At 63.4% G+C, this 24,844-nt stretch carries 32 protein-coding genes and 1 pseudogene; 15 read left to right on the forward strand and 18 right to left on the reverse strand.

The genetic code is table 11. The features are described 5' to 3' along the window. On the forward strand, nucleotides 1-189 hold the full coding sequence (locus tag NKI96_RS13155) for a hypothetical protein (protein ID WP_023672058.1): 189 nt from the start codon (nucleotides 1-3) through the stop codon (nucleotides 187-189). A 113-nt stretch (nucleotides 190-302) separates the two neighbouring features. Here the strand turns inward: NKI96_RS13155 and NKI96_RS13160 are convergent. From NKI96_RS13160 to rph, 6 genes and pseudogenes are all read right to left on the reverse strand, one after another. Continuing rightward, nucleotides 303-625, reverse strand: a pseudogene (locus NKI96_RS13160) (low molecular weight protein tyrosine phosphatase family protein). Between the two features lie 3 nt (nucleotides 626-628). Continuing rightward, complete coding sequence (locus NKI96_RS13165; protein WP_023672057.1) at nucleotides 629-1,000, reverse strand: hypothetical protein; 372 nt, start codon at nucleotides 998-1,000, stop codon at nucleotides 629-631. A gap of 68 nt (nucleotides 1,001-1,068) precedes the next feature. After that, the gene (gene hemW, locus NKI96_RS13170; RefSeq protein WP_023681230.1) at nucleotides 1,069-2,226 is read right to left on the reverse strand and encodes a radical SAM family heme chaperone HemW; all 1,158 of its coding nucleotides are present in this window, start codon (nucleotides 2,224-2,226) and stop codon (nucleotides 1,069-1,071) included. After that, nucleotides 2,226-2,873 carry an RdgB/HAM1 family non-canonical purine NTP pyrophosphatase gene (rdgB, locus tag NKI96_RS13175; RefSeq protein WP_023692946.1) on the reverse strand — a complete coding sequence of 216 codons (648 nt, stop codon included), beginning with the start codon at nucleotides 2,871-2,873 and terminating at the stop codon, nucleotides 2,226-2,228. The genes hemW and rdgB overlap by 1 nt, the downstream gene beginning before the upstream one ends. Then, nucleotides 2,873-3,283 (reverse strand): VOC family protein, encoded by a 411-nt coding sequence (locus NKI96_RS13180; RefSeq protein ID WP_023692947.1) that lies wholly within the window; start codon nucleotides 3,281-3,283, stop codon nucleotides 2,873-2,875. The genes rdgB and NKI96_RS13180 overlap by 1 nt, the downstream gene beginning before the upstream one ends. Nucleotides 3,284-3,473: 190 nt before the next feature. Then, the gene (rph, locus tag NKI96_RS13185) at nucleotides 3,474-4,190 is read right to left on the reverse strand and encodes a ribonuclease PH (protein ID WP_023672052.1); all 717 of its coding nucleotides are present in this window, start codon (nucleotides 4,188-4,190) and stop codon (nucleotides 3,474-3,476) included. 148 nt (nucleotides 4,191-4,338) lie between these two features. Between rph and hrcA the strand changes: the two genes are divergently transcribed. From hrcA to NKI96_RS13200, 3 genes are all read left to right on the forward strand, one after another. Continuing rightward, nucleotides 4,339-5,424 (forward strand): heat-inducible transcriptional repressor HrcA, encoded by a 1,086-nt coding sequence (hrcA, locus tag NKI96_RS13190; protein WP_023681233.1) that lies wholly within the window; start codon nucleotides 4,339-4,341, stop codon nucleotides 5,422-5,424. 36 nt (nucleotides 5,425-5,460) lie between these two features. Beyond that, nucleotides 5,461-5,661 (forward strand): hypothetical protein, encoded by a 201-nt coding sequence (locus tag NKI96_RS13195; protein ID WP_023692948.1) that lies wholly within the window; start codon nucleotides 5,461-5,463, stop codon nucleotides 5,659-5,661. 105 nt (nucleotides 5,662-5,766) lie between these two features. After that, nucleotides 5,767-7,116 carry a PQQ-dependent sugar dehydrogenase gene (locus NKI96_RS13200; protein ID WP_023692949.1) on the forward strand — a complete coding sequence of 450 codons (1,350 nt, stop codon included), beginning with the start codon at nucleotides 5,767-5,769 and terminating at the stop codon, nucleotides 7,114-7,116. 24 nt (nucleotides 7,117-7,140) lie between these two features. Here the strand turns inward: NKI96_RS13200 and NKI96_RS13205 are convergent, their stop codons facing one another. Continuing rightward, nucleotides 7,141-8,046: a hypothetical protein gene (locus NKI96_RS13205; protein WP_155927230.1), complete on the reverse strand. Its 906-nt coding sequence runs from the start codon at nucleotides 8,044-8,046 to the stop codon at nucleotides 7,141-7,143. A gap of 179 nt (nucleotides 8,047-8,225) precedes the next feature. Between NKI96_RS13205 and NKI96_RS13210 the strand changes: the two genes are divergently transcribed. From NKI96_RS13210 to NKI96_RS13220, 3 genes are all read left to right on the forward strand, one after another. Continuing rightward, nucleotides 8,226-8,843, forward strand: coding sequence for a LysE family translocator (locus NKI96_RS13210; RefSeq protein WP_023692951.1), 618 nt, complete (start codon nucleotides 8,226-8,228; stop codon nucleotides 8,841-8,843). Between the two features lie 177 nt (nucleotides 8,844-9,020). Further along, the gene (gene cysK / locus NKI96_RS13215) at nucleotides 9,021-9,995 is read left to right on the forward strand and encodes a cysteine synthase A (RefSeq protein WP_023672045.1); all 975 of its coding nucleotides are present in this window, start codon (nucleotides 9,021-9,023) and stop codon (nucleotides 9,993-9,995) included. A gap of 200 nt (nucleotides 9,996-10,195) precedes the next feature. Then, nucleotides 10,196-10,822, forward strand: coding sequence for a glutathione S-transferase family protein (locus tag NKI96_RS13220; protein WP_023755939.1), 627 nt, complete (start codon nucleotides 10,196-10,198; stop codon nucleotides 10,820-10,822). Between the two features lie 9 nt (nucleotides 10,823-10,831). Here NKI96_RS13220 and NKI96_RS13225 read toward each other — a convergent pair whose 3' ends face one another. Beyond that, nucleotides 10,832-12,076 carry an RNA polymerase sigma factor gene (locus NKI96_RS13225; protein WP_352804730.1) on the reverse strand — a complete coding sequence of 415 codons (1,245 nt, stop codon included), beginning with the start codon at nucleotides 12,074-12,076 and terminating at the stop codon, nucleotides 10,832-10,834. A 7-nt stretch (nucleotides 12,077-12,083) separates the two neighbouring features. After that, nucleotides 12,084-12,452, reverse strand: coding sequence for a YciI family protein (locus tag NKI96_RS13230; protein WP_023681239.1), 369 nt, complete (start codon nucleotides 12,450-12,452; stop codon nucleotides 12,084-12,086). Between the two features lie 235 nt (nucleotides 12,453-12,687). Between NKI96_RS13230 and NKI96_RS13235 the strand changes: the two genes are divergently transcribed. After that, the gene (locus NKI96_RS13235; RefSeq protein WP_352804733.1) at nucleotides 12,688-13,149 is read left to right on the forward strand and encodes a RidA family protein; all 462 of its coding nucleotides are present in this window, start codon (nucleotides 12,688-12,690) and stop codon (nucleotides 13,147-13,149) included. On the opposite strand, the gene NKI96_RS13240 is transcribed toward NKI96_RS13235, so the two are convergent. The 3 genes from NKI96_RS13240 to NKI96_RS13250 form a co-directional block, all read right to left on the reverse strand. Then, the gene (locus NKI96_RS13240; protein WP_023701911.1) at nucleotides 13,112-13,366 is read right to left on the reverse strand and encodes a hypothetical protein; all 255 of its coding nucleotides are present in this window, start codon (nucleotides 13,364-13,366) and stop codon (nucleotides 13,112-13,114) included. The two genes, NKI96_RS13235 and NKI96_RS13240, sit on opposite strands and share 38 nt — an antisense overlap. Nucleotides 13,367-13,429: 63 nt before the next feature. Then, on the reverse strand, nucleotides 13,430-13,855 hold the full coding sequence (locus NKI96_RS13245; RefSeq protein WP_031199395.1) for a thiol-disulfide oxidoreductase DCC family protein: 426 nt from the start codon (nucleotides 13,853-13,855) through the stop codon (nucleotides 13,430-13,432). 179 nt (nucleotides 13,856-14,034) lie between these two features. Further along, the gene (locus tag NKI96_RS13250) at nucleotides 14,035-14,184 is read right to left on the reverse strand and encodes a hypothetical protein (RefSeq protein WP_196813601.1); all 150 of its coding nucleotides are present in this window, start codon (nucleotides 14,182-14,184) and stop codon (nucleotides 14,035-14,037) included. A gap of 345 nt (nucleotides 14,185-14,529) precedes the next feature. Between NKI96_RS13250 and ku the strand changes: the two genes are divergently transcribed. Together ku and ligD are read left to right on the forward strand one after the other, a co-directional pair. Next, nucleotides 14,530-15,396 carry a non-homologous end joining protein Ku gene (gene ku / locus NKI96_RS13255; RefSeq protein WP_352595245.1) on the forward strand — a complete coding sequence of 289 codons (867 nt, stop codon included), beginning with the start codon at nucleotides 14,530-14,532 and terminating at the stop codon, nucleotides 15,394-15,396. Between the two features lie 11 nt (nucleotides 15,397-15,407). Next, entirely contained in the window at nucleotides 15,408-17,918 is a 2,511-nt protein-coding gene (gene ligD, locus NKI96_RS13260; RefSeq protein WP_352595243.1) for a DNA ligase D, read from the forward strand. A gap of 218 nt (nucleotides 17,919-18,136) precedes the next feature. Here the strand turns inward: ligD and NKI96_RS13265 are convergent, their stop codons facing one another. Next, a complete protein-coding gene (locus NKI96_RS13265; protein WP_352595241.1) occupies nucleotides 18,137-18,811 on the reverse strand; it encodes an ArsR/SmtB family transcription factor in 675 nt (224 codons plus the stop codon). Between the two features lie 69 nt (nucleotides 18,812-18,880). Between NKI96_RS13265 and NKI96_RS13270 the strand changes: the two genes are divergently transcribed. The 3 genes from NKI96_RS13270 to NKI96_RS13280 all read left to right on the forward strand — a co-directional run bounded on the left by NKI96_RS13270 (nucleotide 18,881) and on the right by NKI96_RS13280 (nucleotide 19,867). Continuing rightward, nucleotides 18,881-19,084, forward strand: a complete 204-nt coding sequence (locus tag NKI96_RS13270) for a DUF1127 domain-containing protein (protein WP_023687540.1) — start codon at nucleotides 18,881-18,883, stop codon at nucleotides 19,082-19,084. Nucleotides 19,085-19,169: 85 nt separating this feature from the next. Continuing rightward, entirely contained in the window at nucleotides 19,170-19,526 is a 357-nt protein-coding gene (locus tag NKI96_RS13275; RefSeq protein WP_023673248.1) for an NIPSNAP family protein, read from the forward strand. Continuing rightward, nucleotides 19,523-19,867 carry an antibiotic biosynthesis monooxygenase family protein gene (locus tag NKI96_RS13280; RefSeq protein WP_023673249.1) on the forward strand — a complete coding sequence of 115 codons (345 nt, stop codon included), beginning with the start codon at nucleotides 19,523-19,525 and terminating at the stop codon, nucleotides 19,865-19,867. The genes NKI96_RS13275 and NKI96_RS13280 overlap by 4 nt, the downstream gene beginning before the upstream one ends. A 160-nt stretch (nucleotides 19,868-20,027) precedes the next feature. On the opposite strand, the gene mbfA is transcribed toward NKI96_RS13280, so the two are convergent. After that, complete coding sequence (mbfA, locus tag NKI96_RS13285) at nucleotides 20,028-21,011, reverse strand: iron exporter MbfA (protein ID WP_023681248.1); 984 nt, start codon at nucleotides 21,009-21,011, stop codon at nucleotides 20,028-20,030. A 164-nt stretch (nucleotides 21,012-21,175) separates the two neighbouring features. Here mbfA and NKI96_RS13290 point away from each other — a divergent pair, with 164 nt between their 5' ends. After that, on the forward strand, nucleotides 21,176-21,496 hold the full coding sequence (locus NKI96_RS13290) for a hypothetical protein (protein ID WP_023681249.1): 321 nt from the start codon (nucleotides 21,176-21,178) through the stop codon (nucleotides 21,494-21,496). A gap of 117 nt (nucleotides 21,497-21,613) precedes the next feature. Here NKI96_RS13290 and NKI96_RS13295 read toward each other — a convergent pair whose 3' ends face one another. From NKI96_RS13295 to NKI96_RS13310, 4 genes are all read right to left on the reverse strand, one after another. Further along, nucleotides 21,614-21,985: an endonuclease domain-containing protein gene (locus NKI96_RS13295; RefSeq protein WP_023681250.1), complete on the reverse strand. Its 372-nt coding sequence runs from the start codon at nucleotides 21,983-21,985 to the stop codon at nucleotides 21,614-21,616. A gap of 96 nt (nucleotides 21,986-22,081) precedes the next feature. Continuing rightward, nucleotides 22,082-22,453, reverse strand: coding sequence for a hypothetical protein (locus NKI96_RS13300; protein ID WP_023701920.1), 372 nt, complete (start codon nucleotides 22,451-22,453; stop codon nucleotides 22,082-22,084). A 319-nt stretch (nucleotides 22,454-22,772) separates the two neighbouring features. Continuing rightward, a complete protein-coding gene (locus NKI96_RS13305) occupies nucleotides 22,773-23,120 on the reverse strand; it encodes a hypothetical protein (protein ID WP_352804739.1) in 348 nt (115 codons plus the stop codon). Between the two features lie 385 nt (nucleotides 23,121-23,505). After that, nucleotides 23,506-23,883: a hypothetical protein gene (locus NKI96_RS13310; RefSeq protein ID WP_352804742.1), complete on the reverse strand. Its 378-nt coding sequence runs from the start codon at nucleotides 23,881-23,883 to the stop codon at nucleotides 23,506-23,508. Between the two features lie 499 nt (nucleotides 23,884-24,382). Between NKI96_RS13310 and NKI96_RS13315 the strand changes: the two genes are divergently transcribed. After that, nucleotides 24,383-24,592, forward strand: coding sequence for a YegP family protein (locus NKI96_RS13315; RefSeq protein WP_352520685.1), 210 nt, complete (start codon nucleotides 24,383-24,385; stop codon nucleotides 24,590-24,592). Nucleotides 24,593-24,844: the final 252 nt, after the last annotated feature.

Below are 24,844 nucleotides of genomic sequence, written 5' to 3' on the forward strand. Positions count from 1 at the left end.
ATGCCCAATCGTTTCGATATCTTCATCACCCGTCTTGAAACGAAGAGCGCCCGCGAAGGCGCGCCGCCGCATCCGATGAACGACCAGAACAGCGTCCGCCGGGACAAGAGCGACGCCAAGCCCGCCCGGACCGGAGAGGCGCATGCCGAGAAACACCGCGGCAAGCGCCGCTTCAAGCACGACGCTTGACCTTCGCGATTGGCGAGGACCACCCTCACTTCGTCATCACGGGCGAGCAAGGAGCGAAGCGACGCGGCGCAGACTCGAGGATGACGAACGCGTGGTTACGAAGCCCCCATAGTTCAATCGAGATATCGCGAAGCCCGTGCCTTCAGAAGGTCGATCAACTCCGGATCCATGGATCCGTAGTCATCCGGGATGTCGAGGCAGATGACGCGGGCCTTCTTCAGGCTCTCCTTGAATTCTTCTGCAGCTTGGTGCGGTGCGCTTTTTCCATCACGAAGACGATGTCGGCCCAGGCGACCAGTTCATGCGTCAGCGGCGTGTCTGCATCGTGATTGGTGCCGGCCGACTCGACCTCGATATCCCTACGTTTGGAGAACACCTGCTCGGCGGTCGGGCTGCGCAAGCGGTTCTGGCTGCAGACGAACAGGACGTTCTTCACCGACTACTCATCCCAGATCTTACGCAGATTTTTGCTGAGAGGGATGTACTGATCAAATGTGAGTCCATTCAGATCAAACTCGAGCAACTCATCCTTGGCGATTCCGCGAAGCTTATTTCCAATATATGTTATGAAACTGAGGACAACGCTGAATTCGCTCAAGTGGGTCAATTTTAGTTTCGATGTGACCGTTGCGTTCCTGATGAAAATCGCCTGAGCCTCAAAGAGGTCGTCTTGCTCTGGAGATCTCAAGATTTCGGTCAATCCAAACTCGAACACATCATCCGTGTTCAATGTCATCAAGGTCTCGTGGATCAGGAACGTCATCGCAGGAGTCACCTCGGATGCGGCGCTGGCACGCCAGCGGTTCAACAAGTCGACTTTCTAACATCCTTGCTCAAGCCGATAAATCGTCCAACAGCCCGGCCATTTGCCCTGTGGGCTCACCGCGCCAAATCCGCCACCACGGCATCGAGCACGATCATGCCGGCTGGCGTGGCGCGTAGCCTGGCATTGCCGATCGGCGCCACCAGCCCCTCATCCTGCAGCACGGTCAGCCGGGCGCTCGACAGGCCGCGCCCGGAAAACGCCTCGTAGCGGGAAAGGTCGATGCCTTCGGCCAACCTCAGCCCCATCAGCAGGAACTCGTCGGCCTCTTCGGAGCGCGTCAGGATCTCGCCGCCGGTGACGCCATGGCCCCTGGCCTCCACCAGATTGGCCCAGGTCTCCGGCATCCGCTCGGCGATCGTCACGGTGCGGTGGCCGTTCTCGATAAAGCGGCCATGCGCGCCCGGTCCGACGCCGACATATTCGCCATAGCGCCAATAGGTCAGATTGTGCCGGCTCTCGGCGCCCGGCCTGGCGTGGTTGGAAATCTCATAGGCCGGCAGGCCATGCGCTGCGGTGATCTCCTGCGTCAGCGCATAGAGATCGGCGGCCCGGTCATTATCGGGGATGATGAATTTGTTCGCCGCATGAAGGGCATGGAACGGCGTGCCTTCCTCGATGGTCAGCTGGTAGAGCGACAGATGGTCGGCGGCATGGCCGATCGCCTGTTCGAGCTCCGCCTGCCAGTCATCCAGCGTCTGGCCGGGGCGGGCGTAGATCAGGTCGAAGGAAAGTCTTGGGAATATGTCCCGTGCCAGGCCAATTGCATGCAGCGCCTCGTCGACATTGTGCAGCCGGCCGAGGAAGCGCAGATCCTTGTCGTTCAGCGCCTGCACGCCGAGCGACACACGGTTGACGCCGGCGGCGCGGTAGCCGCGAAATCGCTCGGCCTCGACCGAGGACGGATTGGCTTCCAGCGTCACCTCGATGCCGTCGGGCACCGTCCAGTTCTTCGCCACGGCGTCCAGCACCGCCGCCACCGTCTGCGGCTGCATCAGCGACGGTGTGCCGCCGCCGAGAAAGATACTGGTCACTTCGCGCGGCCCGGTCCGCTCGCTCATGGTCTTCAGCTCGTTCTCGAAGGCGCGGGCAAAGCGCTCCTGGTCGACCGGCTGGTGACGGACATGGCTGTTGAAGTCGCAATACGGGCATTTGGCGGCGCAGAACGGCCAATGGATGTAGACCCCGAAGCCCGGGCTGCGGTCCAGCGACATTAAGCTGAGCCTAACCTGGCGCGGGCGAATTTCTGGAAGGCGCGGGCGCGGTGCGACAGCGCCGTCGGCTGACCGGGCTTCCAGCCGTGTTTTTCCTCAGCGCTCATCTCGCCGAACGTCTTGTCGAAACCGTCGGGCAAAAACACCGGGTCGTAGCCGAAGCCCAGTTCGCCGCGCGGCGGCCACACCAGCGTTCCCTCAGCTTCGCCGCGATAATATTCAGCCTCGCCATTGGGGAAGGCCAGGCAGATGACGGCGACGAACCGCCCCTTGCGCTGCGCTGGCTTGGCGGCGCCGACCTCCTGCAAGGCCACTTCGGTGCGCTGCATGGCCATCCCGAAGTCGCGGCTGCCATCGGGAGCTTCGGCCCAATTGGCGGTGTAGACGCCGGGGGCGCCGTCGAGCGCGTCGACGCACAGGCCCGAATCGTCCGACAGCGCCGGCAGGCCGGTCGCCTTAGCCGCGGCGAAGGCCTTGATGTAGGCGTTTTCCTCGAAGGTGGTGCCGGTCTCCTCCGGTTCCGGCAGGCCGTAGTCCTTGGCCGACTTCGCCTCGAAGCCGAACGGACCCATCAAATCGGCGAATTCGCGCAGCTTGCCTTCATTGTGGCTGGCAACGACGATCTTCTTTCCATCGAGAGAATGCATCAAAGGCCCCAGATCCTTGGCTCGGCGAATTCGATCGAATTGCCCGAGGGGTCGCGTATGTAGATCGAGCGCCCGCCCTGCGGCCATTCGAATTCGCTTTCGATGGCGATGTTTTTCGCCTCAAGTTGCGCCTTCCACTGTGCGAGTTCATCCTCACTTGCGGCAAAGCAGAGATGGCCCTCGCCGACCGTGCCATGCGGCGGCACTTTCAGCCGCGCATCGGGCGCCGGCGGGATTTTGGTGGCTTCGGCGTTGAAGATGAGCAGCACGCCCGGGCCGCAGCGGAAGAAGAGATGGCGGCCGTCGACCTTGCCGAGGAGAGGGAGGCCGAGGACGTTGGAGTAGAAGGCTTCGGCAGCGGCGAGATCCGTGACGTAAAGCGCTGACTCAAGAATAGCGGAGGGTTGCATCAGGCACCCCCCTCTGCCCTGCCGGGCATCCCCCCCGCAAGGGGGGAGATTGGCAGTTCCGCTGGCGGCGTCTCAACGTTGATGGTTGGCGAAAACGGTAGCGACCTCTGATCTCCCCCCTTGCGGGGGAGATGGCCGGCAGGCCAGAGGGGGGTGTGAAGGATCGCCGACGTCATCACGTTAAATTCAATCAAGCCACAGCCATCTGCTGCAAGCTCACCAGCCGCTGAATGCCCTTCTTGGCAAGGCCCATCAGCTCCGCGAACTGCCCTTCCGAGAAAGGCTCGCCCTCGGCGGTGCCCTGGATCTCGACGATGCCGCCCTTGCCGGTCATGACGAAATTGGCGTCGGTGCCGGCAGATGAATCCTCGATGTAGTCGAGGTCGATGACCGGCTGGCCGTCATGGATGCCGCAGGAAATTGCCGCGACATGGTCCTTCAGCACCTTGGCAACACTGGCCATCTGCCGCGCTTCCATCCAGCGCAGGCAATCGTAGAGCGCCACCCAGCCGCCGGTGATCGAGGCCGTGCGGGTGCCGCCATCGGCCTGGATGACGTCGCAGTCGACGGTGATCTGCTGTTCGCCCAGTGCCTGCAGGTCGACAACGGCGCGCAAGGAGCGGCCGATCAGCCGCTGGATTTCCAGCGTGCGGCCGCCTTGCTTGCCGGCCGAGGCTTCACGGCGCATGCGCTCGCCGGTCGAACGCGGCAGCATGCCGTATTCCGCCGTCACCCAGCCCTTGCCGGAATTGCGCATCCAGCCCGGCACCTTTTCCTCCAGGCTCGCCGTGCACAACACATGCGTGTCGCCGAATTTCACCAGGCACGAGCCCTCGGCGTGTTTGGAGACGCCGCGCTCGAAGGAGATGGCGCGCATTTCGTCGGCTTGGCGTTTGGAAGGGCGCATCGAGGCCTCTTTCTGTTCTTTTTACGGTTGCGTCGGCGGCTTGTAGACGCATGCAGCCCATGGCGCAAAGGAAAAGGCCCCATATAGACGCCGGGTTGCGCGGGAGCGATGGAAGTCTATATCCTTGGGCCGGAGGTTTTTGGCTCGAATGACCAAGGCAGTCACCGAACCCAGTCTGCTGGCGCCCGCGCTGCAATCGCTCGACATGCGTTCGCGCGACATTTTTAGGCGCATCGTCGAATCCTATTTGAAGGACGGTGAGCCTGTGGGATCGCGCAGCCTGTCGCGCATCCTGCCGTCGTCGCTGTCGCCGGCCACCATCCGCAACGTGATGAGCGACCTCGAGCATCTCGGCCTGATCTATGCCCCGCACATCTCGGCCGGGCGCCTGCCGACCCAGACCGGCCTGCGCTTCTTCGTCGATGCCTTCATGGAGCTTGGCGATCTCTCCGACGAGGAACGCCGGGTCATCGAGGCGCAGGTGCGCGCCTCCGGCTCGGGCGCGACGCTGGAACACATGCTGACCGAGGCCAGCCAGATGCTGTCGGGCATGTCGCGCGGCGCCGGCCTGGTGCTCGCCACCAAGAACGAGGTGGCGCTGAAGCACATCGAGTTCATCCAGCTCGAGCCGACCAAGGCGCTGGCGGTGATGGTGTCGCAGAATGGCGATGTCGAGAACCGCGTCGTCGACCTGCCGGCCGGCATCACCGTCTCGCAGCTGCACGAGGCCTCCAACTTCCTCAACGCCCATATCAGGGGCCGCACGCTCGCCGAGGCGCGCATCGAGATCGCCCGCATCAAGGACGAGACCAGGGCAGCGCTGGACACGTTGTCGCAGGACCTGGTCGAGAAAGGCCTGGCGGTGTGGGCCGGCGCCGACAGCGGCCTGCCGGCGCGCCTTATCGTGCGCGGCCGCGCCAATTTACTCGAAAACGTCACCGCCCAGGCCGATATCGAATTGCTGCGCCACCTGTTCGAGGATCTGGAGACGCAGGACGGGCTGATCCAGCTGCTCGACCTCGCCGAGGACGGCCCCGGCGTGCGGATCTTCATCGGCTCGGAAAACAAGCTGTTCTCGCTCTCCGGCTCGTCGCTGGTCGTGGCACCTTACCGCGACAAGGACGCCCGCGTCGTCGGCGCGCTCGGCGTCATCGGCCCGACCAGGCTGAATTATGCCCGCATCGTGCCGATGGTCGACTACACGGCCCAATTGATTACCCGGATGTTAAGATAATTCCGAAGCCGTGATCACCGTAAAGGAGGGCGCAGAATGGCGCTTGAATCGTTCAAGGCCCAGATCAGCATGCTGCTCGAAGAAATGGTCAACCAGCCGGAGGACGAGCACGAAATCCAGGAGCAGCTGCGCGAAAAACTGCGCGAAATGCGCGCCATGGGATTGCCGCTGCCGGAAGATCTTGTCGAATTGGAAAAGCGTCTCGACGACGATCTGGACGTCGAAGAGGAAAGTTGAGCGGTTCTCTCGTCGAATCTGCGCGCGCACGCTTCTCTTTTGCGGCGGCCGCACAATATCTCCCTTGTCGTGACGCGCCGACGGCGCGAGTTCGAGGAGAACAGCATGATCCGGATTGCCGGCTTCGCAGGCCTTGCCCTGCTTCTGGCCACCAGCGCCTTCGCCCAGCAGGCTGATCAACTGCTGCTGACCGGCAAGGACGCTTTCGGCGACTGGAAGGCCGACAAGCCAGGTGTGCGCCGGCTGATTAGGCCGGATGATCTGAAAAGACCCAACATCACCGGATCCGCCTCCAACAGCGCCGGCCTCGGCGATCGGCCCGAGGGCGCGAAGCCCGTCCTGCCGCCTGGGTTTTCGGCCGAACTGGTTGCTTCCGGCATTTCCAATCCGCGGGTCGTGCGCGTGGCGCCGAACGGCGACCTGTTCGTCGCCGACAGTGACGCCAACCAGATCCGCGTCTATCGGCTGGCCAAGGGTAGCGCGAAGCCGGCCGAAGAGGGCATTTTTGCCGACAATCTCAACCAGCCCTATGGCATCGCCTTCTACCCGCCTGGCGACAAGCCGCAATGGGTCTACGTCGCCAACAACGACAGCGTGGTCCGCTACGCCTACCGCGACGGCGACCTTAAAGCCTCCGGCGAACCGGAGACGATTGTCTCCGACATCCCTACCGGCGGCCACTGGACCCGCGATATCGCCTTCTCGCCGGACGGGAAGACGCTGTATCTCTCGGTCGGCTCCGGATCGAACGTCGCGGAGGGCATGCAGAAGGCACCGAAGGGCGGCCTTGACGCCTGGGCAAAATCACAGCCACTCGGCGCCACCTGGGGTTCCGAGGATGGCCGTGCCGACGTGCTGGCCTTCGGCCCCGACGGCAAGAATGGCCGCATCCTCGCTACCGGCCTGCGCAATTGCTCGGGCATGACCGTGCAGCCGGCCACCGGCGCGCTGTGGTGTGTCGTCAACGAGCGCGACGGTCTCGGCGACGATGTGCCGTTCGAATATGCCACCTCAGTCAAGGACGGCGCCTTCTATGGCTGGCCCTGGTATTATATCGGCGCCAACGAGGACCCGCGTCACGAGGGCGCGCGCCCAGACCTCGCCGGCTCGGTCACCGTGCCCGACGTGCTGATGCAGGCGCATTCGGCGCCGCTCAACATCGCCTTCTATGACGGCGGCAATTTCCCGGCAGAGTACAAGGGTGACGCCTTCGTCGCCCTGCACGGCTCCTGGAACCGTGGTATGAGGACCGGCTACAAGGTGGTGCGGCTGAGATTCAGCGACGGCAAGCCGACCGGCGAGTACCAGGATTTCATCACCGGCTTCGTCCTCTCCGACGACGCCGTCTGGGGCCGGCCGGTCGGCGTCGCGGTGGCCAAGGACGGCGCGCTTATCGTAACCGAGGATGGCAACGGCACCATCTGGCGCATCACCCATGTCGATGGCCCATCCTGAGCCGGCGAACAGCGCAATCCGGCCCTAATGCACGTCCCGATGGATCACCTTGGGATAGGTATGGATCACCTCGGCCGATGAGACGCGGTCATCAAAACCGGTATCCCTGAGATTGAAGAGGCCGACCGAGCCGAAGGACTTCTTCGCCCCTTGCGCGAAGCGGCCGTCGCTGAAATCGTGTTCGTAAAGCGTCACCGTGACGTGGCCGGCATTGAGCTTCGGCACGTAAACACTGCTGATGGTGTCGTTGGCGACGCCAAGCTGGTTGACGTTGAAGCGATAGAGGTCCTGCACCATGCGCCGGGCCGCATTGCCATTGATCATCCAGTATTCGCGGCGCGATGCGCGGTTCGGGTCGATGAGTTTGAGCGGCGCCTTGCGGCCAAGCCCGAGCCAGTGCTCGAACACCATCACATTGGCGCCCCACGGATAGGGATAGTTGGACTTGTCGATGATGCGTGGCGGGCCATCCTCGGCAATCTCGGCGGTATCGACATAGTCCAGCCATTGCAGCTGGAACGACGCTTCCACGTTGAGGTCGGTACTGCGCGGATCGGCAGGGATGATGCGCCAGTCGGAGACCGGCGGATATTTGGTGTCGAGGTCGATGTAGAATTCGCCTTTGGCGGTGTCGTCGGGGTCTATCTTTTGCGGTCCGTCACGCTCCATCGCCACCAGTCGCACCTTGAACCGGTTGTTGACTACCAGCGGATAGATCATCGGACGAATGGGGTGAGCGCCAGGGTCCCGGCTGTCGGTAAAATATCCAGTCTGCGGAACGACATCGCTATCGCCCTTGTCGAACAGGCTGAAAGCCTGACGCCCCTCGAACCACAGATACCATTCCAGCTCGTGGACGTGACCGCGTGCTTCGGAATAGTTGTTGGGCATCCACTTCATAAGCTGGATGTGAAGTCTTTTGGCTAACATGGGTGCTCCTGCCGTTCGGAGCCATGCGAGATAGCCGACCGCCTTCGAGGCGTAAGTGAACCATCTCTCGCTTTCAGGCGATGATGACCGGCTTTCATGTCCTGCTTGGCGCAATCGAATCCGTTTTGCCGTTGCAGGCTTTTCATGGCATCAGAGTCGTTTCACGAGGTGCGACCGTCATGACCCTCACCGGCTTCCTTGCCTATAGTGCTGCGCTGGGCATCGCCGCCGCCATTCCCGGCCCCGGCGTCACCGCGCTTGTGGCGCGGGCGCTCGGATCCGGCTTCCGCTCGTCGCTGGCGATGTCGTTCGGCCTGATGCTCGGCGACCTCATTTATCTCACCGCGGTGGTGCTCGGCCTTGCCTTTGTCGCGCAAAGCTTCGGCATGGTGTTTCTCGTCATCAAATGGCTGGGCGTCGCCTATCTCGCCTTCCTCGGCTGGCGTTTCTGGACGGCCGGGATCACGCCCGAGACTGTCGAGGCCAGGAAAGGCAAGGGCGGCCTGGTATCGAGCTTCCTTGCCGGCCTCACCGTCACGCTGGGCAACCCGAAGACGATGATCTTCTACCTCGCCATCACGCCGACCATCGTCGACCTGAAGACCATCACGCTCGCCGACTACGGCATCCTGGTCGCGCTCACCGTTATCGTGCTCTTCGTGGTGCTTGTGCCCTATCTGGCGCTGGCCGCCAAGGCGCGCTGGTTCCTGAAATCGCCGCGCGCGCTGAAGGCGCTGAACCGCACCGCCGCTGGCTTCATGGTGGGCGCGGCCGCAGCCATTGCCGCACGTCAGTAGATCGGTTCAGGCAATTCATTCCGCCGATCGGTCCATCCGGAAATGCGGCTTCGGAAGGCAAGCGTTTTCAGCAAGCGGCCCACTCGATATTTTCGGCCGGCAGCCTATCTTGCGCGGGCGAAAGCCTTATTCTGTCCGCCGACGCCAATTGCCTGATCTGATTTGGGAGCGAAACCAATGAACAAGCCTTCCGCGCGCGTGCCCGGCCGCGGCCGTGTCTACAACTCGATCACCGAGACGATCGGCGACACGCCGCTGGTGCGGCTCGACAAGTTCGCCAAGGAGAAGGGCGTCGTTGCCAACCTTCTTGCCAAGCTCGAATTCTTCAATCCGATCGCCTCGGTCAAGGACCGCATCGGCGTTTCGATGATCGAGGCGCTGGAAGCGTCGGGCCGGATCAAACCCGGCAAGACGACGCTGATCGAGCCGACCTCCGGGAATACCGGTATCGCGCTCGCCTTCGCCGCTGCCGCCAAGGGCTACAAGCTGATCCTGACCATGCCCGAAACCATGTCGGTGGAGCGCCGCAAGATGCTGGCGCTGCTCGGCGCCGAACTGGTGCTGACGGAAGGGCCGAAAGGCATGAAGGGCGCCATCGCCAAGGCGGACGAGCTGGCCGCCACCTTGCCCGACGCCGTCATCCCGCAGCAGTTCGAAAACCCGGCCAACCCGGAGATCCACCGCCGCACCACCGCTGAGGAGATCTGGAACGACACCGATGGCGGGGTCGACATCTTCGTCGCCGGCATCGGTACCGGCGGCACGATCACCGGCGTCGGCCAGGTGCTGAAGCAACGCAAGCCCTCGGTGCATGTCGTCGCCGTCGAGCCGGAGGCCTCGCCGGTGCTGTCGGGCGGCCAGCCCGGCCCGCACAAGATCCAGGGCATCGGCGCCGGCTTTGCGCCCAAGATCCTCGACACCTCGATCTATGACGAGATCGTCAAGGTCTCCAACGAGGATTCGGTCGCCAACGCCCGCCTCGTCGCCCGCCTTGAAGGCGTGCCGGTCGGCATCTCGTCGGGCGCTGCCCTGCAGGCCGCCATCGCCGTCGGGTCGCGGCCGGAGAACAAGGGCAAGAACCTAGTGGTGATCATCCCGTCCTTCGCCGAGCGCTATCTGTCGACGATCCTGTTCGACGGGCTGGGGGCTTAACGTCTTAACTGGATAGGCGGCGATCCTTCGCACCCCCCTCTGCCCTGCCGGGCATCGGGGGGTGCTGTCCCTCCGACATCGGAAGTCTCATGGCTGGACCGCAGAAAACCCGGCCGTGGCGTCCGCCACCGGCTTGAGCGGGAGGCGGCTTCAGGGTCAAATCGCCCCGGCCTGCTTCGCGCGGGCAGGGGGAGAATCACATGTACAAGCTTTACACGCGCCCAGGCAGCGGCGGTTTTGTCGTCGAGGCCGCATTGGCGCTGGCAAACGCGCAATTCGACCAGATCGACGTGCCGAAGAAGGATCCGCCGGACCCGGCTTTCCTCGACATCAGCCCGTTGAACCAGGTTCCGGTGCTGACCTTGCCCAACGGTCAATCGATAACCGAATCGGCGGCGATCTGCATCCTGCTTGCCGAGCGCCATCCGGAGGCGGGTCTGGCGCCGGCCGCCGGATCGCCGGATCGCGCCGGTTTCCTGCGCTGGATGGCGTTCATGTCATCGGTGCTCTACCCCGCCATCCTGCGCCTCTACTATGCCCATCGCTACACCACCGATGCCGACGGCAAGAAAGCCGTCAAGCAGGCAGCCATTGCCGAGATGGACCGCGGCTTCGCCATTGTCGATGCAGCCCTCGAGGGGCGCGGCTGGCTGGTCGGCGACGCGATGTCGCTGGCCGACGTCTACCTCGTCATGCTGGTGGCCTGGCACCCCGATATGGACAAGGCGCGAGCCGACTGGCCGAACATCGAACGCTTATGGTCGGCGCTGCGCGCGCATCCGCTGATGAAACGGCTCAACACCACGCATGAGATGTGGCCGGCCTGAACGGACGCTTCAATTTCGCAGGATCGCCCGTTTCGCCTGCAGGAAGCGGCGCACGGCGGGGTCGCGTTCAAGGCCGATCGCCCGGTCATAGGCTTCGACCGCTTGCGCCGCATTGCCGAGCCTGGCCAGCAGGCCGGCGCGAGCGGCCCAATAGGGCTGATAGTCGTTGAGCCGCTTGTCGTCGCCCAGCACGTAGAGCGCCGCCAGTCCTGCCGCCGCCCCTTCGGCCTCGGCAATCGCCACGGCGCGGTTGATCGAAATCACCGGCGAGCCTGATATCGCCGACAGCGCATCGTAGAAGTTACGGATCGCCGCCCAATCGGTTTGGCCGGTCCGTCGCCGCGTCGCATGCACCGATTGTACCGCCGCTTCGAGCTGGTAGCGGCCGATGACGCCCATGGTGGCGGCGTGGCCCAGCAGCGCCTCGGCTTCGTCGATCAGCGCGTGATCCCAAAGACGGCAATCCTGTTCGGCGAGCGGCACATAATCTCCAGCCGCATCGCGCCGCGCCGGGCGGCGCGCCTCGGCAAACAGCATCAGCGCCAGCAGGCCGAGCGCTTCCGGTTCGTCCGGCATCAGCGATGCCACCAGCCGCCCGAGCCAGATGCCTTCGGTCGCCAGATTGCGCGCTCTCGTCTCGGTCCCTGCCGGGTCGGTCCAGCCTTCGGCGAAAGCCGCGTAGATCGCTTCCAGCACCGTTCCCAGCCGCTCGCCGAGTTCGGCGCGATCCGGCACGCGGAACGGAATGCCGATCTCGCGGATGCGGCTCTTGGCGCGCACCAGACGCTGGCCCATCGTCGCCGGCGAAACCAGGAAGGCCGAGGCGATCGTCGCCGCGTCGAAACCCAGAACCGTTTGCAGGATCAGCGGCGCCCGCACGCTGGCTTCGATTGCCGGATGCGCACAGGCAAACATCAGCCTGAGACGTTCGTCGGGCAGGTCTTCGTCTTCCATGCTCGCCTCCATCTCCTCGGCCATCAGCTTGAGATGGTCGCGGCTCGCCTCGCTGGTCAGCCGACGGCGCACCGCATCGACACCACGGCGGCGCGCGACGGCCAGCAGCCATGCCTCAGGCTTCTCAGGCACGCCGGTCTGTGGCCAGCGCTCCAGCGCCGCGGCAAAGGCCTCGGCCAGCGCGTCCTCGGCGCCGGCCACGTCGCGGGTGCGCGCCGCTAGCCAGGCGACCAGCTTGCCGTAACTCTGCCGGGCGGCCGCTTCGGCCGCCGCCCGCGCGATCTCCGGGCGATTGTCCATCACGGTTTCATTTCTTGGGCATGTAGTCGGCCATTTCCCAGATCGGCCGCAACTCGACCGTGCCGGCGCTCGCCGCCGGACAGCGCGCCGCCCAGTCGATGGCGGTATCGATATCGGCCGCCTCGATCATGTAGAAGCCGGCAAGCTGCTCCTTGGTGTCGGCATAGGGGCCGTCGATCACGTTGGTCTTGCCGTCTGTGATCCGCACCGAGGTGGTCGCCTGGGTCGGGCGCAACCGTTCGCCGGCGAGCCATGCGCCGGATTTCTTCAACGCTTCGGTATAGGCGGCATATGCTGCGCTCATCTGCTGAGCCTTCTCGATTGGCGTGTTCGCCTGCGCGGCTTCGTCGCTGTTGATCAAAAGCATGTATCGCATGGGTCTTCTCCCGTGGTTTCGAAGGCCGCGTCCTAGCGGGGCCAGACGTATGTCGCGCGGCGGCGGCCGATTTCGACAGGCTTCAGAAAAAACTTTCGCCTCCGCCAGGAGATTTCGCAAGGACCAGATGTTCCTTCGTCTGCTGGCGGATGACCGGCAGCGGACTGGCCGTGGCTCCGCACAGCACTATCCTCTGTCGTTGGCGGGCACGTCACACGAGGCGTGGGAGAAGAGAATGGAACTCGTGACCCACAAGAAATTCAAGAACAGCCGGTTGATGCCATGGGGCAAAGGCACGGTCGTCAGCGGTGCGAAAGGCACCGTCTATCTCTGCGGCAACACCGCGACATCGGCTGACTACGATCCGGCCGGCAAGAAGGGTGGCGGCTTCGCCGGCGATGCCGCGGCGCAGTGGCGGGAAGTTCTCGGCAACATCAAATCGGATCTGGAAGAACTTGGCAGCGGGCTCGACCATCTCATCAGGCTGACCTTTTTCGTCAAAGGGCCATTTCCCGACGGCGGCGTCCTCAGCTCGCCTAATTTTCGTCTCGACGTGCTGGACGCGTTTTTCGCCGAGCATTGTCCGAAGCATTGCAGCGACAACAATCCGCCGCCTTCGGAGGTAATCGGCGTCGCAGCGCTTGCCCAGGCAGACATCGTCATCGAGATCGTCGCCGTCGCGGCGCTGCCGGACTGAGGCGCGAACGAACAGGCCGGCCTTGCGCGACGTCGCCGTTGCGATCGAAGCGCGTCGGCACGAGCGGCGGCGCCGCGCCGGTGCGGGTTTTGCACCAGGCCTCGGCTTTGGCCAGTGAGCGCCCGGCGACGAGCAGGATTAGGCGTGGCTCGCTCTCCAGCAATTGCATGATGCGGCCGCCGAAAATGCCATAGCCGCCAACGACCAGAAGCCTCATGGCGCCGCTCTTTTTGCGTATGTCGTTTTCCCGGAACCGAGGTCACTTTTGGGTGACAGGCGATTAGCCGATCACGCGCGCACGTATCGCGGCGGACAGGATCTCGCAACTGTCCTTGCGGCCGAACATGGCGTAGCGGTTTTTGGCGATGCGTTCGTAGAGCCAGTCACGCAAGGGGCGCGGGATGAGCAGCAGGGCCTTCGCCGCCCGCCACGGCCAGCCGAGTTCGGCCATCACCGCGATGAAACTGTCCAGCCGCATGAAGGGAGCGCCGCCGACAAGGACCAGATTGGTCTCGTAGCTGTCGGTGCGCAGCCCGTATCTCTGGAACAGCGCCTCGCCGAAGGGCGACTGCGCCGTGGCGAAGCGGAAGCGGTTTTTGCGGTCGAGCCCGACCACCGTGCGTACGAAGCCCGAGCACAGCACGCAGACGCCGTCGAAAACGATCAATGGCTGGCTGGCATCGAAGGGTTCAGGAGAAGAAGTCACGGGACGTCCGGCAGCTTGTGTCTTCAGACACTAAGCCCGCCGGCAGCGGGATCAAAGCCGCGGCGTTGTCGCACGGCTTCTCGCGGCCAGCGCGGGGCGCTCGGCGCGATAGGTGGTTGCGCGGGGATCGGCCTCCGGTCTGCAGATCCGGCTGTCGTGACGCGTTTCGAATGTCATGATCAATGCGCGCCGAGCGAGCTGCCGCGACGGGCGCAGGCCGGACCCGGGCCGCGCATGTAGTAGCGCTCCGGCCGATAGGTCGGCGCGATGAACTCACGGATGGCGGCGGCATAGCCGGCGATGTGGCCCCAGAATTTCATTTTACTCAAGTCCCTGTCCCGATTTTCGGATGTCCCGTCCGATTGCGGGGATCATAGCGTCGAGGCGTGAATAGTCGGTGAACACGATGTTAATCTTTGGTCGAAAACCCCATGCTTCGTGGCCGGAATGCGGCTGTTTGGGGGTCTTTCGGTGTGGTTCGTCGCCATTTCCGGCATTGTGACTTTTGCATCACATATGTTTCGTATGGATGTCGCTTGAGCGCGGTTCTGTTTCAGATTTGGCGAGCCTCTCGAAATTTCCATGCTCGCTGCCGAAATGCCCCTGGCTGCGCGCCCGGAACCGGAACGGGCCTTGCCCGTTCTCGCTTGAACCGCATCGCGCAGGAGTTCGCCATGGCACCTCGCCCCGCCTGGAAGGGCTATCTGAAACTGTCGCTGGTCACCTGCGCTGTCGAACTGACCAACGTCGTCACCCACGCCGAAAAAGTTTCGTTCCGGGTGCTCAACCGCGAGACCGGCAACACGGTCAAGCGCATCTATGTCGATTCTGAAACCGGCAAGCCGCTGGGCGATGGCGACGAGATCAGGGGCTATGAGGTGAGCCCCGGTGAGTTCGTCCATATCGAGGACGAAGAGATCGAAGCGGTGCAGATCGAGTCCTCGCACACGATGGCGCTGGATGGCTTCGTCGACAAAGCCTCGATAGAGCAGATCTATCTCGACACGCCCTATTATGTCACGCCCGCCGACAAGGTGTCGGAGGAGGCCTTTGCCGTCATTCGCGATGCCATGGCGGACAAGAAGATGGCCGGGCTGGCGCGCGTCGTGCTCTATAGCCGCGAGCGGCCCGTGGTCATCGAGCCGCGCGGCAAAGGCATGGTGCTGACCACCTTGCGCTACGGCAACACGGTGCGGGAGCCGGAGAGCATCTTCGGCGACATCAAGGCGGTGAAGACCGACCAGGAGATGACCGATATGGCCGAACGCATCATCGACAAGAAGAAGGGGAAGTTCGATCCGTCGACATTCGAGGACAAGTATGAGGACGCGCTGCTCGAACTGATCCGCGCCAAGAAGGCCGGCAAGAAGGCTCCGAAAGCGCAGGCCGCGCCCAAGCCGTCCAATGTCGTCAATCTGTTCGACGCGCTGAAGAAGAGCCTGTCCGATGGCGGCCAGGCGGAAGGCCCGGCGAAGAAGGCCAAGCCGGCGGCAAAAAGCGGCAAGGCGAAAGCTTCTGCGCCCAAGCGCAAGTCGGCTTGAGGGTCGGCGCCGTGGCCAGCCTCGAACAATATCAGTCCAAGCGCGATTTCAAGAAGACGGCCGAGCCGGCGGGCAAGGTCGCGCGCGGCAAGCAGCCCGGCGGCATCTTCGTCGTCCAGAAGCACGACGCGACCAGGCTGCATTATGATTTCCGCCTTGAGCATGATGGCGTGTTGTGGAGCTGGGCGGTGACGCGAGGCCCGAGCCTCGACCCGCACGAAAAGCGGCTGGCCGTGCATGTCGAGGACCACCCGATCGACTATGCCGGCTTCGAGGGCACCATTCCCAAGGGCGAGTATGGCGGCGGCACCGTCATCGTCTGGGACGAAGGCACATGGACGCCAGAGATCGACCCCGCCAAGGCGATGAAGAAGGGCCATATCGACTTCGAACTCAACGGCCAGAAGCTGAATGGGCGGTGGCATCTGGTCAGGTTAAGACCCCGCCCGGGCGAAAAGCGCGACAACTGGCTGCTGATCAAATCCGACGATGCCGCCGCCCGCCCCGGCGAGGATATCCTGAAGGGCGCACCGAAATCGGTGAAGTCCGGCCTGACCATCGAAGAGGTCGCGGAAGGCAAGACCGCCGACGGCAAGAAGCCGAAGGTCTGGCACTCCAACAAGCCTGCGGCATCCAGCAAGGCGAAAGCCGGCAAGCGCCTCGACTTCGTCGAGCCGCAACTGGCGACGCTGGAGCGCGAGGCGCCGCCCGGCGAGGACTGGCTGCATGAGGTCAAATTCGACGGTTACCGCATGCAGGCGCAGATCGCCGGCACGGAGGTACGGCTGCTGACCCGCACCGGCCTCGACTGGACGGAGAAATTCGGCCCCGAGATCGTCGCGGAACTGGCCCAGCTGAAATGCAGCGACGCCATCATCGACGGCGAGATCGTCGTGCTCGCCGACAGCGGCGTTTCGTCTTTCTCGCTGCTGCAGCAGGATCTCTCCGCCAATCGAACCGACCGCTTCACCTACTATGTGTTCGACCTGATGCGGCTTGACGGCAAGGATTTGCGCCGCGAGCCGCTGGTCGAGCGCAAGCAGGCGCTGCAGGAGCTGCTCGGCGAGACGGCCGAAAATGCCGCTGTTCGCTTCAGCGACCATTTCGCCGAGCCCGGCAAGATCATGCTGCAGCACGCCTGCCGCATGGGCCTCGAAGGCATCGTCTCCAAGCGCGCCGGTGCGCCCTACCGCAGCGGCCGTGGCCCAAGCTGGGTGAAGTCGAAATGCACGGCCCGCCAGGAATTCGTCATCGGCGGGTATCTGCCCTCGGACAAGACCGGCCGCGGCCTGCGTTCGCTGCTGGTCGGCTACCACGAGGGCGGCAAGCTCCACTATGCCGGCCGCGTCGGCACGGGCTTCACAGCCAGGAGCGCCACCGATTTGAAGAAAAAACTCGATGCGCTGAAGGCAGACGCCTCGCCGTTTGCCGCCGCGGTGCCAAAGGGCAAGGGTTTGGTCTGGGTCAGGCCCGAACTTGTCGGCGAAGTGGAGTTCCGCAGCTGGACCTCGGACCGTATAATACGCCACGCGTCGTTCCAGGGACTGCGCGAGGACAAGCCGGCGGAGGAAGTCGTGCAGGAAAAGCCATCGAAGGCGGCAAACAAGGCAAAGCCGGCGGCAGGCGGCGCCGGCAAGGCCGCCGGGGCTAAGGCGCCCGCGACGATCACGACCAGCGTAAAACTATCCCATCCCGACAAGCTGCTGTGGCCCGAGGAAAAAATATCCAAGCAGGACTTGCTCGAACACTACGCGCTGGTCTGGCCGCGCATGGAGCAGTTCATCGTCAACCGGCCGCTCAGCCTGGTCAGGGCGCCGGATGGCATCGGCGGTCCGCGCTTCTTCCAGAAACATGCTTCGGCAGGCATGAGCGACAAGATTGCCCGCATGAAGGACCCGACCGATGGCGAGGAAATCCTGTTCATCCGCGATTTCGACGGCCTTGCCGCTCTGGTCCAGTACGGCGTGGTCGAGGTCCACATCTGGGGCTGCAAGATCGATGAGCTGGAAAAGCCGGATCAGATCATCTTCGATCTCGATCCCGACGAAGGCGTCGACGTCAAGGCGGTGCGCGAGGCCGCGCTCGACATCAGAGGCAAGCTCGACGATCTGTCGCTGCCGAATTTCGTCAAGCCGTCAGGCGGCAAGGGCTATCACGTGCTGGTGCCGCTGAAGCCGTCGGCGGAATGGGAGGCGGTCAAAACCTTCTCGCATGATTTCGCCAAGGCGCTGGAGCAGGCCGCGCCCGACCGCTACACGGCGACGCTGTCGAAAAAGGCGCGCACCGGAAAAATCTTCGTCGACTATCTGCGCAATGGCAGGGGCTCGACCACCGTCGCGCCCTACTCTTCCCGCGCCAAGAAGGGCGCGACGGTCTCGGTACCGGTGACGTGGGCGGAGGTTGAGAAGGGGCTAGCGCCGAATTCCTTCCCGATCGGCGACAAGACGACGCTGAAGGAATTGGAGAAGGCCGATCCGTGGGCGGATTTCTTCGAGCAGGCGAAGGTGCTGAAGCGGGGGTGAGCGTCGCGCGCCTCACCTGCTACGCAAGCGTTCCGTCACACCCCCCTCTGTCCTCAAGGGGGGAGATTGGCAGCTTCGAGGCGCAGCTCACCTTTACGATGTTCGAGATTGGCGAAAGCTGTTGAGCGCGTAATCTCCCCCCTTGAGGGGGAGATGGCCGGCAGGCCAGAGGGGGGGTGCTGTCCCGCCAGCGTCGCCCAATTAGCGCTGCCGAACCTCTACGCCAAAAACACCCGCTCGAACGCCTGCTTCCCCGGCGGTGAAAACACCACCGCGCGGCTGTCCTTCTCCCGCCTTGCCCATTTCTCCGCCAGGATCTTGTCCAGAATAGCCGCGCCCAGCGTTCCCGCAAGGTGCGAGCGGCGCACGCTCCAGTCGAGGCAGGCGCGGCAGACCGGCCGGCGCGGCTTGGCGCCGACGCCGATGCCGATGGCCGAAAAATGCGAGGCTGCTGCTGGCCCCAGCCTCATCTCATTGTCGTCGCGCAACAGGATGCCGCGCGCGACGAACCGGTCCAGCATCGCCACCGCATGTTCGCCGGCGAGGTGGTCGTAGCAGACACGGGCGACGCGCATGGCGCCGTCGCGCGGGCCGGGCCGCACCCGCTTGGGGCCGACCGCTTCGGCCACCCCGGTGATCGCCTCGATCATGCCGGCCACCTGCGGCCCTGCGAGGCCGTAATAGCGATGCCGTCCCTGGCTGGCCAAAGTTAAAAGCCCGCCCTCCATCAGTTTCGACAGATGCGAGGACGCGGTGGGCAGCGACACGCCGGCCTCCAGCGCCAGTTCGCTGGCCGTCAAAGCCGTGCCGCCCATCAGCGCATTCAGCATGTTTGCCCGCGCCGGATCGCCGACCAGGCTGGCGATGCGGGCAATGTCGGGTCCTTCACGCATAGTTAGGTCTCCATCGAAGCATTCTCGTCAGATAAGCATTATTGTCGGGCGGGATCAAGGAGAACGCCGATGCCAACCGCTTCCGCCCCACTCGCCAGCCGCCGGCCTTTTCCATTCGTCACCTGGCTGCAACGGCGGCTGCTCGCCCGCTGGTACGACCGCCACCTGCAGCGGCTCGGCCTCGCGGAGATCGACGACCATCTGCTGCGCGATCTCGGCCTGACCCGTGAGGATGTGCGCCGCGAATGCGCAAAATCCTTCTGGCAGGCCTGACAGCCAGCGCTTTTGCTTAGCAGACCCTGCGGCACAACGTTTCGACGCCGCTCGAACTATCCACGCGAAACCCAAGGAGATCACGATGACCATCACTTGCTTCATCCGCTATGAGATCGACCCGTTCGGCAAGCCGGCCTTCGAGCAATATGCCAAGGCCTGGGGCCAGGCGATCCCGCGCTGCGGCGCCGATCTGATCGGCTACTACGCCCCGCATGAGGGCTCGGCCACCACCGCCTACGCCGCCTACAACATCGACAGCCTCGCCGCCTACGAAGCATATCGCGCCCGTCTCGCCGCAGATCCGGCGGGCAAGGCCAATTACGAATTCGCCCGCCGCGAAAAGTTCATCTTGAAAGAGGACCGCATCTTCCTGAAGCTGGTGTCGGGGCCGCATGGACCGCGGCAGCTGTTCCAGACCGCGGTCAAGGAGGAGATATGATCGCTGTCATCTTCGAGGTGCAACCGGCTGAGGGAAAGCGCGATGCCTATCTCGGTATCGCCGCGGAACTCAGGCCGCTGCTCGACGGCATAGACGGTTTCATCTCGATCGAGCGGTTTCAGAGCTTGGTCGACCCGAACCGCGTGCTGTCGCTGTCCTTCTGGCGCGACGAGGAAGCGGTGAAAGCCTGGCGCAACACGGAAGAGCACCGGCAGGCGCAAAAGGCCGGCCGTGGCGGAATCTTTGCCGGCTACCGGCTGCGCATTGCGCATGTGCTGCGGGACTATGGGCTGACGGAGAGGGATGAAGCGCCGGCCGACAGCCGGGCGGTGAATGGGTGACTAGGTATCGGCGTCGCGCCAGGCCCCCTCATCCGGCCGCTTCGCGGCCACCTTCTCGCCGCTGGGGAGAAGAGACTGGCGCAGGCGTCGAAAACCTCCTCTCCCCTCGGGGAGAGGTCAGCCGAGCGAAGCGGAGGCTGGGTGAGGGGGCGCTTGGCGCTCATGCATTCCCGATCAGCACCCCGGCCGCAAACACCAGCGCCCCGCCCAGCACCACCTGAAACGCCGCGCGCAGGAACGGGGTTTGCATGTAGCGGTTCTGCACGAAGGCGATCGCCCACAATTCGAAGAACACCACGACGGCCGCCACCGCCGTCGCCGTCCAGAAATGCGGGATGATGTAAGGCAGCGCGTGACCGAGACCACCCAGCGTCGTCATGATGCCGACGGTGAGGCCGCGCTTGATCGGCGAGCCACGCCCCGACAGCTTGCCATCGTCGGAAGCGACCTCCGTAAAGCCCATCGAGATGCCGGCGCCGATCGAGGCGGCGAGGCCGACCAGCAGTGTCTGCCAGGTGTCGTGCGTGGCAAACGCTGCGGCAAAGATCGGCGCCAGCGTCGACACCGAGCCGTCCATCAGCCCGGCAAGCCCGGGCTGCACATAGGTCAGGATGAACTGGCGTTGCTCGGCGCTGGCTTCCTCGTCCTTCACCTCGCCCGGCACAAGTTTCTGCTCCAGCCGATGCGCCGAATTCTCATGGCTTTGCTCGGCCGCGGCCAGGTCGCCGAGCAGTTTCCGGGTCGAGGCATCGCCGGTGCGCTTGGCCGCCTCGACATAGAAGCGATAGGCCTGCCGCTCCATCTCTTCGGCTTGGCGCCGCACATGCTCGATGCCGAGCGGCCGCACCAGCCAGTCGGGCTTGCGCTCGTAATAGCCTTTCACGTGCTCGCGGCGCAGCAACGGAATGCGCTCGCCGAAACGCTTGCGGTAGAGCTCGATCAGGGAATCGCGATGGCCGTCCTCCTCCTCCGCCATCGCCTCGAACACTTTCGCCGATTGCGGAAAACTGTCCGCCAGCCCGTCGGCATAGGCGCGGTAGATGCGCCCGTCATCCTCTTCGGATGAAATTGCCAGGGCCAGGATCTCCTGTTCCGACAGCGTTTCGAAAGGACGGCGGCCGAAACCGAAGACACGGGAAAGCATGAGAAATTCACCCCAGTTTAGAACAATTCTAAACTAGGCGCTGCAGTCTCCGCGGTCAATCACCAGTCAAGAAATGTTGAAGCGCCGGATTGCAACGCGCCCTTCATTATCAGCAAATGTTCGCCTATATCGGTCGCGATACGCAAGCGAAAGGCATGAGCAAGATGACGGCAAAGCCGCACGACCACTTCGATCCGAAACCCGTCCTCGATCTGATCGCCAGCATCGAGGCCGATTTGCAACGGCTGAAAGGCCTGGTCGAACAGCAGGTCGAAAAATTCGACCCCGCCAATCCGCACAACAAGGCGCCCGACGGCAAACTGACCGAGGAGGGCGTCGAATGCTGCTACCGCCTGTTCGACGAAGGCAAGTCGCGCTATTCGGTCGCCCAGCAGATGAAGATCTCGTTTGCCGCCGCGACGCACCGGTTCAATTCCTGGCGCAAGGCGGGCGGGCCGAAGCGGCAGAGGGCGTTGCTGGGATAATTGGCGAAAGCCGCGGGGAAACCCGATCTCCCCCCTCGTGGGGGAGATGGCCGGCAGACCAGAGGGGGGCGCTGTCCCGCCGACCTTTCCCTGCCCAAAGCCCAGCACCGGCACGGTTCAGGATGCGCCTCCAAGCCCAGCCGCAATCACAATATGCTGGCAGACATTGTCGACGTCGCGGATGACGTCGTCATTCCAGAACCGAAGGACGGTCCAGCCATCTTGTCCGAGGTGCGATGTCCGCGTTTCATCCCCGGCAGCCGCGCCGGCGTCCGTATGCTGGGAGCCATCGACTTCGATGACCAGCTTCTTCTCCGGGCAAGCGAAATCGACGATGTAGCCGGCAATCGGAAATTGTCGCCGGAAGCCAAGCCCCATCAGCCGGTGGGCACGAAGTTCGTTCCAGAGCTTGAGTTCGGCTGGCGTCAGGACTTTGCGCATCGATCTGGCGTTTGCGCGATGTCGAGGCGATAGAGGCGTGTGCGGCATTACGATGCTGGGTGGTTGCCGAGGCTTGCGCTCTATGGCGCCCCCCTCTGTCCTGCCGGACATCTCCCCCACTTGGGGGGAGATTGGCTGTACTTCCTACGGCGTCAGTTCAATTTCCTCCGTCTCGCCGCCATTGCAGGTGTAGCAGCAATCCTCGCATCTTTCCTTGTTGTTGGGGCCGACGCCCCAATAGGTCCCTTCGTCGCCGTCGACCCAGGCGCCGTAGCAGATGGACTCGCCTTCGTCGCACGAGACCGGGATCTGTTTGGTCTCGCCATCGTCGAGATAAAAATCCTTGTCGTTGCCCGGCCAGACATAGTCGCGGTCCTGGCTGTAGAGCTCGAGGCGCATGGCGTTGGGATGGCTGTTCTTGACGGCGAAGGTGATGTCGGCGGCGTGAGCCGCCGGCGCAAACAGCGCGGCAAGCGACAGCGCGACGACGATGCGGCGCAGACAAGTGAAGGACATGGTGTTTACCCCGAGGCAAATCGGCCCCCCGGCCGAGGGAATCAGCATCGCATGATGGCGGCGGAGATTGAAGGGCGGGGCGTGACTGATTTTGGGGGGATTGGGAGAGGTTGGCGGAGCTGCTGATCTCCCCCCTCGTGGGGGAGATGCCTGGCAAGGCAGAGGGGGGCGCTGTCCCGCCGACCTCTCATTCCTGCAGCCGTGTCATTTCAATTTTAGGCTTGCTGATCCATACGCTGGCGATCCTTCGCGCTCCCCTCTGTCCTGCCGGACATCTCCCCCACGAGGGGGGAGATCAGCAGCTTCGGCGCCCCGCCCCTCACTCAACCAGATCGATCGTCTCGGTCGTCTTCTCCACGCAGATGAAACAGCACGTATCGCACGGCCGGTCATTGTCCGGCCCGACCCCAGCCGAGATCGCATCATTGCCATTCACCCAGGCGCCGTAGCAGATATTCTCGCCCGGATTACACGAGATCGGCACCGATTTCTGCGAGCTCGGATCGATCAGAAACACCTGGTCGCCGCCCGGCCACGACATCTTGCGGTCACGGCTGAACAGCTCCACCGCCACCGCCTGGCTGCGCAAGTTCTTGACGAAGAACGCCATATCGGCTGCATGCGCCGGGGTGGCGATGAGGAGGACGGCAAGGGTGAGGCGGAGCATGGCGGCGGGTTTCCGAATCGGAGACGCACGCTCGCATGGTCGGGGAAGAAGCGCCATCTTCCCTTCTCCCCCTGTGGGAGAAGGTGGCCTCGCGAAGCGAGGTCGGATGAGGGGTGTTCCAGGGAACGCAAGCGTCTCACTCCGCTGGAACACCCCTCATCCGGCTCGGCGCTATCGCGCCGATCCACCTTCCCCCACAAGGGGGGAAGGAAAAGTCAGCGCCCCACCTTCACATGCGGAGCCAGCCGCCGGATCGCGTCAATCACCTCGGCGACTTCAGCAACGTCCAGATCCAGCCGGCAAACGTCAGCACCAGGAACGGATAGCCGGCGGCGGGCAGCGGCGCCGAGGTGGGCAGCAAGGGCGCGCCCCACCATGCCCACCGTCACGACAAACAGGATGGCGCGCCGGCGAGCCGCATCCACAGCGCAAAGGTGTTCTCCGCGCCGATCAGGACGAGTGCTGCCGCCCACAGCGAGATGCCGCCGACATAGGAGGGCACACTGGCCTCCAACCCCGCCGCATTGCCTGAAATGATCAAGGTCTCGCCGGCGAGGAAGGTGAGGAACCCGGCCGCAACGCAGTCATTGCCCAGCCGCTGGTATTTCATGGTCAGCAGCGCGGTGGCCACCACGAGCGCCACGCCATCGATCGTCCAGAGTGTTTCGCGGAGCGGAGCGCTGGCGACGAAAGTGCCGGCCATGCCGAAGGCACCGCCTATGGCGAGGCCGATGGCGGCGACGGTGTCGGAGGTGGTGCGCATGTGATGTCTCCCTGAGCCGGGCGGGGATACCGCAGGGTAGGGTGATCGCAAAACTTGGCGATGGTCGCCTTACAATAAAGCGTCAGTGATGTGGACCTATGTTGCAGTGCGATAGAATCAGACCTCTTCATGATGTTTGCTTTTTAGAAAACAAGAAGTATTGTTCGTCGGAGCGGGATCGCTTTGCGCTGAGTTATCCCCGCTGGGAGGAGTTGCGTAAGCGCTTGTACTTAGTGGGGAAATCCCGAAACCATTAGCTTCCGTTAATGGTTTATTAGTCATGCCTTGACTCTCGGCATAGCTTAACCGCATCTTGAAGCCGTCCAGAATCAAGAAACCGCCGCAAAGCTGGCGAGCCGCGACGGTTTCAGAGTTCTAATCCGCACAAGATTGGACGTCAGGCGCGGGGTATGGCGTATTTGGTACACTGATGTTGAATCAGAATAATCCGCCATGGTCAAGCCTGACGTTCGCTTACGCCAATCAAGGAGTGACTCCTATGGCGCAGCGTACTTACCCCTCGTACTGGTTGTACAAGGACAATCGTGGTGAATGGCGTTGGACATACGAAGCTGCGAACGGCGAGACTATCTCCGTAAGCAGCGAAGGCTACAAGCGCCGTGTCGATGCCGAGCGCGGTATCGACATCATGAAAGCGTCTACCAACAGCCTGGTCTGGTACCCGGCGAATCTCGAGAACGCCGCATGATGAATATGAAATGGCCCGCTGCCAGCGGGCCATTTCATTATTCGAGGGTCTGAGAAGGGCGCATCCAATGCCATCTTTTGGAATTTCTGCCTTCCTAAGAGTTGTCCATATGAACGATCGGCCGCAGCGAACTGAGCTGCGTCGAAGATCTACGCCAAGAGAGGGAGGCTATGATTTTCATAGTAGCCTTCGCCGGTCCTGCCGGCGCTTGATGGCTGGAGAGCCATTAGAAAGTTTGCTGGCGGCGACACT

This window comes from Mesorhizobium sp. M0292, assembly GCF_040321695.1.
In the GTDB taxonomy this organism is placed as follows: Bacteria; Pseudomonadota; Alphaproteobacteria; order Rhizobiales; family Rhizobiaceae; genus Mesorhizobium.

Coding starts and splice junctions, on each gene's coding strand:
- NKI96_RS13180 (WP_023692947.1), bottom strand. CDS start 3,283: ATGCAACCCTCCGCTATTCTTGAGTCAGCGCTTTACGTCACGGATCTC.
- NKI96_RS13210 (WP_023692951.1), top strand. CDS start 8,226: ATGACCCTCACCGGCTTCCTTGCCTATAGTGCTGCGCTGGGCATCGCC.
- hrcA (WP_023681233.1), top strand. CDS start 4,339: ATGACCAAGGCAGTCACCGAACCCAGTCTGCTGGCGCCCGCGCTGCAA.
- NKI96_RS13280 (WP_023673249.1), top strand. CDS start 19,523: ATGATCGCTGTCATCTTCGAGGTGCAACCGGCTGAGGGAAAGCGCGAT.
- NKI96_RS13225 (WP_352804730.1), bottom strand. CDS start 12,076: ATGGACAATCGCCCGGAGATCGCGCGGGCGGCGGCCGAAGCGGCCGCC.
- NKI96_RS13290 (WP_023681249.1), top strand. CDS start 21,176: ATGACGGCAAAGCCGCACGACCACTTCGATCCGAAACCCGTCCTCGAT.
- NKI96_RS13235 (WP_352804733.1), top strand. CDS start 12,688: ATGGAACTCGTGACCCACAAGAAATTCAAGAACAGCCGGTTGATGCCA.
- NKI96_RS13200 (WP_023692949.1), top strand. CDS start 5,767: ATGATCCGGATTGCCGGCTTCGCAGGCCTTGCCCTGCTTCTGGCCACC.
- cysK (WP_023672045.1), top strand. CDS start 9,021: ATGAACAAGCCTTCCGCGCGCGTGCCCGGCCGCGGCCGTGTCTACAAC.
- NKI96_RS13270 (WP_023687540.1), top strand. CDS start 18,881: ATGCCAACCGCTTCCGCCCCACTCGCCAGCCGCCGGCCTTTTCCATTC.
- NKI96_RS13220 (WP_023755939.1), top strand. CDS start 10,196: ATGTACAAGCTTTACACGCGCCCAGGCAGCGGCGGTTTTGTCGTCGAG.
- NKI96_RS13310 (WP_352804742.1), bottom strand. CDS start 23,883: ATGCGCACCACCTCCGACACCGTCGCCGCCATCGGCCTCGCCATAGGC.
- NKI96_RS13155 (WP_023672058.1), top strand. CDS start 1: ATGCCCAATCGTTTCGATATCTTCATCACCCGTCTTGAAACGAAGAGC.
- NKI96_RS13300 (WP_023701920.1), bottom strand. CDS start 22,453: ATGTCCTTCACTTGTCTGCGCCGCATCGTCGTCGCGCTGTCGCTTGCC.
- NKI96_RS13295 (WP_023681250.1), bottom strand. CDS start 21,985: ATGCCGCACACGCCTCTATCGCCTCGACATCGCGCAAACGCCAGATCG.
- rdgB (WP_023692946.1), bottom strand. CDS start 2,873: ATGCATTCTCTCGATGGAAAGAAGATCGTCGTTGCCAGCCACAATGAA.
- mbfA (WP_023681248.1), bottom strand. CDS start 21,011: ATGCTTTCCCGTGTCTTCGGTTTCGGCCGCCGTCCTTTCGAAACGCTG.
- NKI96_RS13205 (WP_155927230.1), bottom strand. CDS start 8,046: ATGTTAGCCAAAAGACTTCACATCCAGCTTATGAAGTGGATGCCCAAC.
- rph (WP_023672052.1), bottom strand. CDS start 4,190: ATGCGCCCTTCCAAACGCCAAGCCGACGAAATGCGCGCCATCTCCTTC.
- NKI96_RS13230 (WP_023681239.1), bottom strand. CDS start 12,452: ATGCGATACATGCTTTTGATCAACAGCGACGAAGCCGCGCAGGCGAAC.
- NKI96_RS13315 (WP_352520685.1), top strand. CDS start 24,383: ATGGCGCAGCGTACTTACCCCTCGTACTGGTTGTACAAGGACAATCGT.
- ku (WP_352595245.1), top strand. CDS start 14,530: ATGGCACCTCGCCCCGCCTGGAAGGGCTATCTGAAACTGTCGCTGGTC.
- NKI96_RS13305 (WP_352804739.1), bottom strand. CDS start 23,120: ATGCTCCGCCTCACCCTTGCCGTCCTCCTCATCGCCACCCCGGCGCAT.
- NKI96_RS13265 (WP_352595241.1), bottom strand. CDS start 18,811: ATGCGTGAAGGACCCGACATTGCCCGCATCGCCAGCCTGGTCGGCGAT.
- hemW (WP_023681230.1), bottom strand. CDS start 2,226: ATGTCGCTGGACCGCAGCCCGGGCTTCGGGGTCTACATCCATTGGCCG.
- NKI96_RS13275 (WP_023673248.1), top strand. CDS start 19,170: ATGACCATCACTTGCTTCATCCGCTATGAGATCGACCCGTTCGGCAAG.
- NKI96_RS13240 (WP_023701911.1), bottom strand. CDS start 13,366: ATGAGGCTTCTGGTCGTTGGCGGCTATGGCATTTTCGGCGGCCGCATC.
- NKI96_RS13195 (WP_023692948.1), top strand. CDS start 5,461: ATGGCGCTTGAATCGTTCAAGGCCCAGATCAGCATGCTGCTCGAAGAA.